Below are 10,112 nucleotides of genomic sequence, written 5' to 3'. Positions count from 1 at the left end.
GAACGCGCAAGAAGACAATCATCTACATCACAAAAAACTTGAGTCAGATCGAGACGAGATTTTATATCCATAGCACCAGACCTTGAGGAATACTACTTCCAGCATAGGTCTGGTGTTCTCTGTCAGCTACAAAATTCTCGTCGAACTCACGTTAACATATAACTCAGTCATAACCCCAATTGTTCAAGTTTCACTAAAAATGGTTAAATGTGTTAGTTGATGATAAATCAGTTAACACTAACGCCACTAATATTTGTATCATAATCACCCAAAACAAAATATTTAATCCTGGGGTACAAAGAATATAATTAATTTGTTGTCCCAAAACTTCAAGACTTAGGAAAAACGTTTTAGATAAATCTTCAACAAAAGTATTTTTTTGAAACCTCATCAGTTTTTTAAAACTCCATAGAAAATCAATAGGATCATTAATAGTTAGAGAGCGATCGGGGGGAATTGGTGATGATTATCATCGGTCTATTCCCCTTGAAGCAAACCTCACCCTCAACTCATAAGGTTATGTTTCCCAACGCACCCCGAATCAAAGCATCATAGATTTCAACATAAGGGGACAAATTCTGTCAGTGACGATGGCCAGTAATCCCTTGAATGGTTTTTAAGCTGACCCCGTTCTCATGAAGATGAGTAATAAGCGATCGCCGTCCTGAGTGAGTGGCAATTTTGTGATGACCAAGCCCGGCTTTGGCGGCTGCATCTTTCATATATTTGTAAACGGCTTCATAGGATATGGGTTTTTGAGGGTTGCGAGGGGAGGGAAACAGATAACCAGATTCCGGGGCCTCATACCGTTCTAAATACCATTTGAGTTTGTCAGTAATCGGAACAGAGATCGCCCACTTCTTACCTTTGCGGATTTTCTTAGGAAAGTAAACACAATCTCTAACCACCCGATTAACAGGATCTATGTAGGGTTTGCTGAATATGAGTGTAACCTTTTGATAACAAGGGTTACACTCATATTCGATGACAAAAAAAAATCAGCTAGTGCAGCTAAAAACCGCTAAAATTGGTAGGGATACCTTGCAGTTGTTAGTCAAGAACAAATGTATCGAAAAGAGGAGCAGCCTTCACCCGCCCCAGAAAATTTTGAATTGCCCTTCGAGGGAAAATTATCCCCAAGTAATCGTTGGGTAATCATGGCAGAACTAATACCTTGGGATGATTTTGAAGAAGAATATGCTAAACTTTTTTCAGCAGAAAAAGGTGCGCCAGCTAAACCATTTAGAATGGCATTAGGGATATTAATTATTAAGGAAAAGTTAGGAACAAGTGATAGAGAAACAATAGAACAGATTAGAGAAAATCCTTATCTACAATACTTTATAGGTTTAAATTGTTATCAACAAGAGCCACCAGTGGAAGCTTCAATGCTAGTTCATTTTAGGAAAAGGATTGATGTAGATTTGGTGAATAAAATAAATAAAGAAATAGTGAAAAAAGAGAAAGAAAAGCTTGATAAAGAAATAAAAAAAAAGGATTTACCCCAAGAAAAAGGAAAAAAACTAAAAAATCGAGGTAAACTAATACTAGATGCAACTTGTGCGCCGGCCGATATAAAATATCCGACAGATTTAGGAATATTAAATCAAGCTAGAATTGAGACAGAAAGAATAATAGACAATCTTTATAAAGCTTTAAGAGGAAAACTGAGGAAAAAACCGAGAATTTCTAGACACATTGCCAGAAAAGAATATTTAAAGGTAGCTAAAAAAGGAAAAGTTTCTTATCAAGAAAGGAGAAAAGCTATAGAAAAACAGTTGAAATACGTTAAGAACAATCTAGGACATATAGAAGACTTGAATCAAGCTGGGGCTTCCCTCAAAAATCTGAGTAAAAGACAGCAAAATCTTCTAGAAACTATCAAAAAAGTTTATAAACAACAACGAGTAATGTGGGAGAATAAAACCCAGAGTGTTCCCCAAAGAATTGTAAGTTTAACTCAACCCCATATTCGTCCTATAGTCAGAGGAAAAGCAGGAAAACCAATAGAGTTTGGAGCTAAGCTCTCGGTTAGCTGTGTGGATAATTATGTATTTTTAGACCGAATAAGTTGGGAAAACTTAAATGAATCTTGTCATTTAAAAGAACAAGTAGAAAAGTATAGAGAAATGTTTGGCTATTATCCCGAATCTGTTCATGTTGATAAAATTTATAGAACTAGAGAAAATAGAAATTGGTGTAAAGAGAGAGGAATAAGAATTAGTGGTCCGAAGTTAGGAAGACCTCCGAAAAATGTCAGTGAAGAAGAGAAGAAACAAGCTCGCTCAGACGAAAGTTTCCGAAATGCTATTGAGGGAAAATTTGGACAAGCTAAATCTTCGTTTAGCTTGAATCTCGTCATGACTAAACTCCCTGAAACCTCAGAAACTTCTATTGCCATTACCTTTCTAGTTGTCAATCTTTCCAGACTGCTTCGGCAGTTTTTGTCGCTTTATTTGTGGTTATTCATTAATATTAAAACTGATGAACTATTCAACCACAATTATATTAATGAAAATTATATTTATAGCAAATTTATAGAAAGAAAAATTATTAATTGGCAGGGAAATTATCGGCTTTTGGCCGCATAAATTTTGGAGAAACTTTTTCAGCAAACCCTATGTAGACATTGTCGACTGTCAATAATCTGGCTTCTTGAGAACGACACCCAGTAAACCGCAACAGGGCCCAAATCGTTTGATGAGTGATCGATTGTCCAACTTTTTCAAGTTTGGCCCATTCCGTTGCATTTAATACTTTAGCTTTACCACCAACTGACATTTTTAAACCTCTTTGTTTAAGAAGAAAATGACTACAGATTTACATACAGAATCTACTTAAATCTGTAGTTGTTAAATATTTGAGAAACATTAAACTTACTTCTAATGTACCCACAGCTTGAGTTATAGCCAATCATAGATACTACGGAAAATATACATTTTCTGTAGTTGCTATCAGAAACGAGCCAGAATAAACTAAAAAATAAAACTAGAAAATTTTTTATGACCTGTTCAAAAGAATCTAATTGTTTACCAAGTAATTGTACTGAGTGCAAAGAACAACAGAAAAATCAAAATAAATTAATTTGTCCTTGCCGTCGTTGCTTGATCAATTTAGAGTCAAGCCCTCAAAAAGCTCAAAATTAATTTTTTCATCAGCAATCGAATCGAGACTAAACCAAAAAGTTAGGACTCATGACGTAAAAAATGAATTCTGCTTGATCAGCAATTAATCAATCAACCTTTTAACGAAATAAACGAAACAAGAGTATGACAGCACTTTTACTATCTGATATTCACACTGCTATTACTTCAATCGAACAATTAGCCTCTTATGCCGGCGAGTTGATGTATTATCAATTCCCCGGAAGCTTACAGCTAACCAACAACGAAGGACAGCGCATTAACTATCCTTTCGCTCAAGTCTTCCAATTCGAGGCAGACGATCAGCGTCAATATCGAAGATACGAATTTATCGTTCCTCTTAAAGATGATGCAGCCGTTACCCCTCGCTTCCAGTGGATGCACACGGATCAGATTGATAAAGCTTCCCCTCTACTCTTTCCAGAAGCTTACAAAGACGCTAGTTTAACCGCTTAATTATGGGACGGAACTTAACGCCTGGGGGAGACTCAGGCAATGGCAGCATTTTTAATAGTGGCTCTAGTGGCAACGCCGGCGGAGGCTTTCGCTCTGGAGGTCGCAGCAGTGGATCTGGGGCTGGCAGTTCCTGGTCGCCGGGCGGTGGTTATGGCGGTGGTTGGCGTGGTTACGGTGGCGGTGGTAGCGGACAACCCAGTGGCAAGCCTGGCAGTGGCTATGGGGGTAAATCTCATTTTGGAGGGAAGGTTTTTCGCCCCAAACCGCAAGGAACTGGAGGAAAAAGCGACTTTTTCTTAAATAATTCAAGGAAAAATATAGGATCTGGAGATTCTAATAAATATAGACCTTGGAATAATCAGCAGCCAAAAAGCAATGGGAATTCGTCGAAAACAAACCTAAACAATCAACTGAATAATAAACCTCAATCTAATCAAAATACTAACTTAAACAATAATAATTTATCTGGAGGTAATAAAAAGAATTCAAGTAAATTAAGCACTGCCGTTAAAGTTGGAGCCGTTGCTTTTCTTGGTTGGGGTTTGTCTCAAGGAGACAAAATCAAAGATTCTTTCAATAATTTCTTTGGGCGTGGAGGCAAAAAAGATAACATTAATAGTGATTCTAAAATAAATCGACTTCCTGAAAAAGATACCAGAGGAACTAAAAAGTTACCAGGAACGCCTCAATTTCTAGGGGGTCAAGTAGCAGGGGTAAGATATAGATATAAAGTTCGGTATGACATTTATATTAAATCGACTGGTAATTCTTGGCAGCTTAATAAACTTAGTACCGAAAGAATAAAATATGGACCGATTATCGCAATTTTAGTCCGAGGAACTGAAGATTATCCCGATTTAGAAGTTGCCCACACGGGAACAAATGGACAAACCGCTTACGACACCATTGAATCCAGCTATTACAAAGGATTTGAATTTAGGAATTATCGATTTGAATACATAACAAGGGTTGACGGAACAACAACTGAAGGCGATCGCGCTGAGGGGGGAGATCCGCCGGCTTGGATTTATACCCCTCCAACTCTAAAGCCCACCACTAGCACTGCAAGCTCTGGCAATGCCTCAACAAACACCGCGTCACCGACTGGCTGGCAAGGCACTGGGGCAAGTCCTGGGGGGAATTATTTTGGAACGGGTTCTCAAGGCTGGTCAGGCGAGGGCAAACCAGCACCGGCACCAACCCCAAAGCCAGGAAACGGAACCTCAACCAGCCCAACCCCCAATCCTTCAAGTACAGGGCAACCCAGTGGCTCCCCACGTCCTTCTACCTCTCCTCGTCCTTCTGGGGGGTCTGGGAGTTGGTTGCAGCCTCAAGAAAGCACCTCTACGGGGAGTTCGACCAGTACCTCTACAGGTAGCTCGACCAGTATCTCTACCACCGGCTCCCTTGCCCCTGGTGTTAACAGCAATGGCTCCTCGTTTCCACCGGCGATCACTCCTCCGACAGTTCCTCCTGATAACCCTATCGGAGAACCAACCGACCCCGTTAGCCAACCAGAAGAAAAACCCGACGATATGCTCACGCTAATCTTTGGGGTAAACCGGATCTGATCCCTCTGTACGATCACACGTTTACCTATCTCAACGCTCTCGTTACTGAGTATTGATGGTCTTATAACTAGGAAGGTGTATAGACCTTCCGTGACGTTTCTTTGGGATTTTTTCGTGCCATGATAAAAAGGTAGTTTAAATAATTGTTAGAAAAACATGGCTAGAAAACGTTTTTCAGACCTAGAACGAGTTTATGACGCTTTAAAGCTCGCTAAAGTAGATATTGGTAACTTACCAGCAAATTTAGATATCACAAAGTATGCTAAATGGAAAGAAGGGGAAACTGTTCGAGAAATTGCAGCACGAGAAGCTTCTGGCGGTGAGAAATCAGTGGGATTAATTGCTTTTGGCCTTCCTTCTACTGATGCAGGTAGTCAAATTTTGGTAACAACAACTAATCGCGCATTCGACAAGTTTAAAACTAACGCTGACTTTTCTAAGCTTGGCATTACCGATGTAACAACTGGCTATAACACTAACGGTAGTTTTGTTCCTGCAAAATTAACGTTAACTGTCCGAGGCACTAAAGTTTCAGCTACTTCTGACATCACTGGACGAAAATACAAGAAAAACCAAGGACAAACCTATACGCTGCCCATCGGTCAAACCGAGACAGTTAAATATTTTCAAGAAAAAGTCGCTCAATTAGTATCTAGTCAGTTAAACGTTGATTATTTTCTTTCGGCACAGCCCGAACAATGGAGACGCGACTAAACCATCTTTTAAGCCATTTAATTAATCATGAAACATCATCAAATTAGAAACGCCCTTGATCTTTATTTGCCTACTTCCTCTGAAATCGATATGGACGAAATTAATCGTTATATCGAAGGACAGCAAGCCATCGATCGCTTTCTTAACCTAGAACTCACCCCCAACGAATTAACCGAATTCTTAGGAGATGTGTCACGGGTTGATGTTTATGATTGGCTTGACTGCTGCGAAAACAACCTTAGTTATTTGATGTAAATGTCTGTTGAATATCAGTTTACGGACTCAAGTAAATGGTCGTTGTTTTGGTCAGAATCCTATACCGCAGATCCCGTCATTGGGGATTAGGGGTCGAAAAGGAAGTCACCTTCCTCTCCTCCCATTCCGAACCGTGCGTGAGACTTTTACCTCACACGGCTCTCGGCAATTAGCCCTTTGTCATAGGTACTGTTAGTACATCGTCTTTCCATTCATAGCCATTATCTGACCTATGATATGTACTATCATTTCTGCTTTTGACTTCATGACAGTGACGGTGTAGAGCTTGTAGGTTTTTGTATGTATCCTTTCCGCCTTGTGCCTTTGGGATAATGTGGTCAATGTCTACAAGATCATCAGGTGTAAAGTGTTGTCCACAGAAATTACATTTACCTTTTTGTTTCTTCAAAAGTTTTGCCACTCTTGTTGGTGTTTCGGGGTAATTACCTCTTCTTTTGCTCCAATATGTCCAATTTCCGTCGTAGGGTGACGCTTCAGCTTTAACCAATTGATGTCTCTTTATTTCCGTTTCGGAGTGATAATACAGTTGCATTTCTTTGGTGCGAAATGTCCATATCCCGTTATTTCCGTATGAGAAATATTTACGGAGTTTTTTCTTGGTTGAACCTTTTTTAACCCTAGAGATTGCCCAAGCTCTTAGCATATTCCATAAGATGTGATCTTCGGATGAGAATGTTTCCTTACTTGCAACTGTTTGGTAATAGTTACTCCATCCTTTGATTACAGGGCTTAATCTGAGAATTAATGCTTCTTGAGAAGTCTTTTTATGGTTTTTTATGACCTTTTTTATTTTCTCATGATGAGCTTTTATTGCCTCATTGCTGGGTTTTATTAAAGTTTTAGATCCTAGTATTTCTTTATTTCCGTTTTTTCCTGAGTGATGTTTACCTACGGGGTATGAACGAATTTGAAATCCAAGGAAATTCAACCCAGTTCCAATGGTTTTTCCGTCTTTTTCTATACTTTTAAGGGTATGTCTTATAGAGGTCTTTTCTGGTTTTAATTCCAGTCCAGCTTGTGTTAACCATTTGGATATTAAGGACTTACATTGTCGTATGATTTCGAGTTCATTGTGTAAAACTACGAAATCATCGGCGTATCGGATGATTTTTGGTCGGTAGTTAAATATTTGTTTCCCATTTTTATAGATTGTTTCGGGAAATTTTCTCTCGACCTCGTTGATCATCCCGTGTAGTGCGATGTTGGCCAGTAACGGGCTTATCGTACCACCTTGAGGTGTTCCTGAATCGGTTTCCTCAAATACGCCGTTGTCTATCACACCGCATTTTAACCATTTTTTAATTAGTTGTTTCATGCAGGAAGGACAATCTATTTTGGACAGTAGGTAATCATGGTTAATCTTGTCGAAGCATTTTGAGATGTCGGCATCTAGTACATATTTTCCACCGATTTTTTGGTTAATTGATATGTATATTCTGCCTATGGCATCATGAGTGCTTCTGCCTGGACGAAAACCGTATGATGTGCCTTCAAATTGGGCTTCCCAGTATGGTTCTAAGGCTGATTTAACCAAGGCTTGCATTGCTCTATCTTTGATGGTTGGGATTCCTAGAGGTCGTTTTTCATCACGTCCTGGTTTTGGTATCCATATCCGTCTCAGTGCCTTTGCTCTGTACCCTTTAACATTAAGTTCGTAGGCAAGATTTATTCTTTGGTTGGGGCGAAGTGCCTTTATCCCATCGATGCCTGCTGTCTTCCGTCCTTGGTTGTCTTGAGTTACTTTGCGGACGGCTAAGAGCTTTGCGTAGTGTGATTTTAACAGGAGTTTTTGAAGCTTTTTGGCTTTGACTTTATTTCCTGACCTAACAGCTTGAAATATCTTCTTTTGAAGCTTAAATACTTTTCTTTGGACTTTTGCCCAATTGATAGTATTCCATTCTTGCGTAGGCTTGGTTATCCTCGCTTTTGACATCTTTACCTCTACTGGATGCTATTTCGTACTAATAAACCAGCAATACGTCGGCATATCCACATCCATTACAGATGGGCTTTGGCTTCTTATTGCTTCTCACCCCCGTGACCCATGCGCTTAAGTTTGTCACTACTTACCTACTCGACCAGTGGTAAGAGCAATCACGGGGTTAATTCGTTCCGTAGGTTTGGGTTTTATTGGTTTTAGGTCTTTTAAGGGTATCAATTACTATCAACCCCATCTCTCCCCCAGGTTACTTTTAGAAGTCTGTGTGGATAGGTCAATAAAACTTCCACTTTTCACCTTGTTCTTTTTTTGAACGCAGCTTGTCAATCAGTTAAGCTACTTAAACGTAATGAGGGTTCAAGGCGATGATTCAGCGTGATGTTTAACCATGACCAATTGACTCGAAAAACGTCTTATCATACTGATTCATGACGGGTTCTCCTTTTAACCCTGCTTCCATCCTGGGTTTTACTAAGTCCAAAACGGAGGGTTATGTCGTCATTCTCAGGATTTTACTCCTTTGACTCCGAATGTGGCTCCTTTAGCCAACAAACCAACAGTTATTCAGATTTATAGGTTCTGAACGAGCTACACGCTTGTATTTTGTACAAACTTTCTAGCTCAACGAATCACACTATTAGAACGTTATTACCCCATTGGCAGGGTTGACCCTGGTTTAACTTTATCTTCTAACACTATAGCGGTTTGGTGTCATAACCAAGATGCTCCTTTAAATTGGCGTTATGGTGCTAGATATTTTGTGAAAATTGGCACGGGTATAACCGTTAATGGGGGAACCCCTGATACGGTTCTAAAAGTAGGTAAAGTCTATCTCAATCAGATAGAAATTATCCAGATTCCCTCTTTTGCTTCTAGCTTTGGGATTGAGTTTGATGTCCCTTACTGGCATAGAAATTTTCAGTTAAAAATCTGGGAATACACAGGCAATAACCAAAACACGATTCACCGAAAACTTGATGACCTTTTAGGCTATCCACAACCTTAATTAAAGAGGGTTTAACCATGTTCAGAAAGAAAAACGCTCATCAGTCTAAACCCGATCCCCCTGACCGAATTGAACCGCTTTTATTTTGCTTAATCCTTGTATGCTGTTTTGGTTTTGGTTTCTCTGTTTCCACCTTAAACTCTATTAATGAGAATTTGAGACATGAAGAAACAAACCCAGGTGTACCACTTCCTGAACTCCCTATCTATCAACCTTCTAGGTAAGTTCAAGTATCATTATCCCTGGCTGATTATTGCTGCGATCGCCTACTTATTTCTGTTTCCATTTTCTGGGCTCGTTGCTGTTACTCCAACCCCACAAAACAGAGTTAAAACTATTGTTCGAGAGACTAAGATTAATTATACAAAGTATCCTAAAATCTTAGTGTTTATGGGGGATAAAAACAACCGAGGAAAAGGAAAGTTAATCGCGGTTAATGCTAAAGAGGGAAAGATTGACGGGGCTTGGAATGCACTTAGCGGTGTTGGAGGAGAAGAGAATCAGCCCATGCGGGGGCCGATTCCTTCTCAGACAAGGGTTAACGTGACCCGTTACATAGTCATAGTGGATGTGCGCCCCTTAACCCTATCCAATCCTGGCATTGCTGGCAAGTTCTACAAAATCAACCCTCACTTAGTTTCTGTGGGGGGTGTGACACGGGGGGACTTTGGCATTCACGCCGACCGCAATGTTCCGGGGACGGCTGGTTGTATCGGTATCGAATCAGAGTCCGAATGGATTAGCTTTAAAGTACTGATGAGCGATTACGGTCAGGCTGGTCTGAAGACGATCCCCTTGCTGGTTTCCTATCGCTAGTCTCGGAAATTAATCGGGGCATTAGTTTAAAATTTTTTTGCTTTGACTAGCACGAAAAAAGTAAAATTCCTTGTCTGTTAGCTTACTCTCACACCAATGTAAGGGTTTGGTTTTATCTACCCTGATCTTGATCACTGATAATATTTTAAGCATTTGTTAAGCTAAAAGAGGTTCAAAAAATAACTTGTGGT

The 10,112-nt window shown here is 39.7% G+C and carries 11 protein-coding genes; 7 read left to right on the top strand and 4 right to left on the bottom strand.

The genetic code is table 11. From position 1 onward, the window contains the following. Window positions 1–193 precede the first annotated feature (193 nt). A complete protein-coding gene (locus CY0110_RS22305; protein ID WP_008277840.1) occupies window positions 194–391 on the bottom strand; it encodes a hypothetical protein in 198 nt (65 codons plus the stop codon). A 190-nt stretch (window positions 392–581) separates the two neighbouring features. Continuing rightward, the gene (locus tag CY0110_RS28080; RefSeq protein ID WP_008277839.1) at window positions 582–908 is read right to left on the bottom strand and encodes a tyrosine-type recombinase/integrase; all 327 of its coding nucleotides are present in this window, start codon (window positions 906–908) and stop codon (window positions 582–584) included. Window positions 909–1,064: 156 nt separating this feature from the next. Between CY0110_RS28080 and CY0110_RS22295 the strand changes: the two genes are divergently transcribed. Beyond that, window positions 1,065–2,591, top strand: a complete 1,527-nt coding sequence (locus CY0110_RS22295) for an IS5-like element ISCysp16 family transposase (protein WP_008273831.1) — start codon at window positions 1,065–1,067, stop codon at window positions 2,589–2,591. Here the strand turns inward: CY0110_RS22295 and CY0110_RS22290 are convergent. Further along, complete coding sequence (locus CY0110_RS22290; protein ID WP_008277838.1) at window positions 2,554–2,781, bottom strand: hypothetical protein; 228 nt, start codon at window positions 2,779–2,781, stop codon at window positions 2,554–2,556. The two genes, CY0110_RS22295 and CY0110_RS22290, sit on opposite strands and share 38 nt — an antisense overlap. Window positions 2,782–3,269: 488 nt before the next feature. On the opposite strand from CY0110_RS22290, the gene CY0110_RS22285 reads away from it, so the two are divergent. The 4 genes from CY0110_RS22285 (at window position 3,270) to CY0110_RS22270 (ending at window position 6,139) form a co-directional block, all read left to right on the top strand. Next, window positions 3,270–3,599 (top strand): hypothetical protein, encoded by a 330-nt coding sequence (locus tag CY0110_RS22285; protein WP_008277836.1) that lies wholly within the window; start codon window positions 3,270–3,272, stop codon window positions 3,597–3,599. Window positions 3,600–3,601: 2 nt separating this feature from the next. Beyond that, the gene (locus CY0110_RS28075) at window positions 3,602–5,170 is read left to right on the top strand and encodes a hypothetical protein (protein ID WP_008277835.1); all 1,569 of its coding nucleotides are present in this window, start codon (window positions 3,602–3,604) and stop codon (window positions 5,168–5,170) included. Between the two features lie 156 nt (window positions 5,171–5,326). Next, the gene (locus CY0110_RS22275) at window positions 5,327–5,884 is read left to right on the top strand and encodes a hypothetical protein (RefSeq protein WP_008277834.1); all 558 of its coding nucleotides are present in this window, start codon (window positions 5,327–5,329) and stop codon (window positions 5,882–5,884) included. A 27-nt stretch (window positions 5,885–5,911) separates the two neighbouring features. Then, window positions 5,912–6,139: a hypothetical protein gene (locus CY0110_RS22270; protein ID WP_008277833.1), complete on the top strand. Its 228-nt coding sequence runs from the start codon at window positions 5,912–5,914 to the stop codon at window positions 6,137–6,139. A gap of 169 nt (window positions 6,140–6,308) precedes the next feature. On the opposite strand, the gene ltrA is transcribed toward CY0110_RS22270, so the two are convergent. Beyond that, window positions 6,309–8,093, bottom strand: coding sequence for a group II intron reverse transcriptase/maturase (ltrA, locus tag CY0110_RS22265; protein ID WP_008277832.1), 1,785 nt, complete (start codon window positions 8,091–8,093; stop codon window positions 6,309–6,311). Between the two features lie 766 nt (window positions 8,094–8,859). On the opposite strand from ltrA, the gene CY0110_RS22260 reads away from it, so the two are divergent. Then, window positions 8,860–9,105 carry a hypothetical protein gene (locus tag CY0110_RS22260; RefSeq protein WP_008277831.1) on the top strand — a complete coding sequence of 82 codons (246 nt, stop codon included), beginning with the start codon at window positions 8,860–8,862 and terminating at the stop codon, window positions 9,103–9,105. Between the two features lie 162 nt (window positions 9,106–9,267). Further along, window positions 9,268–9,921, top strand: a complete 654-nt coding sequence (locus CY0110_RS31095) for a hypothetical protein (RefSeq protein ID WP_008277830.1) — start codon at window positions 9,268–9,270, stop codon at window positions 9,919–9,921. Window positions 9,922–10,112: the final 191 nt, after the last annotated feature.

It is taken from the genome of Crocosphaera chwakensis CCY0110, from assembly GCF_000169335.1.
GTDB lineage: Bacteria > Cyanobacteriota > Cyanobacteriia > Cyanobacteriales > Microcystaceae > Crocosphaera > Crocosphaera chwakensis.
This window is presented reverse-complemented; position numbering and strand designations above follow the sequence as displayed.

Bases quoted from the DNA above. Each gene is read 5' to 3' on its own strand.
- CY0110_RS22305 (WP_008277840.1), bottom strand. From the start codon at position 391: ATGAGGTTTCAAAAAAATACTTTTGTTGAAGATTTATCTAAAACGTTT.
- ltrA (WP_008277832.1), bottom strand. From the start codon at position 8,093: ATGTCAAAAGCGAGGATAACCAAGCCTACGCAAGAATGGAATACTATC.
- CY0110_RS22290 (WP_008277838.1), bottom strand. From the start codon at position 2,781: ATGTCAGTTGGTGGTAAAGCTAAAGTATTAAATGCAACGGAATGGGCC.
- CY0110_RS22275 (WP_008277834.1), top strand. From the start codon at position 5,327: ATGGCTAGAAAACGTTTTTCAGACCTAGAACGAGTTTATGACGCTTTA.
- CY0110_RS22285 (WP_008277836.1), top strand. From the start codon at position 3,270: ATGACAGCACTTTTACTATCTGATATTCACACTGCTATTACTTCAATC.
- CY0110_RS22270 (WP_008277833.1), top strand. From the start codon at position 5,912: ATGAAACATCATCAAATTAGAAACGCCCTTGATCTTTATTTGCCTACT.
- CY0110_RS22295 (WP_008273831.1), top strand. From the start codon at position 1,065: ATGTATCGAAAAGAGGAGCAGCCTTCACCCGCCCCAGAAAATTTTGAA.
- CY0110_RS31095 (WP_008277830.1), top strand. From the start codon at position 9,268: ATGAAGAAACAAACCCAGGTGTACCACTTCCTGAACTCCCTATCTATC.
- CY0110_RS28075 (WP_008277835.1), top strand. From the start codon at position 3,602: ATGGGACGGAACTTAACGCCTGGGGGAGACTCAGGCAATGGCAGCATT.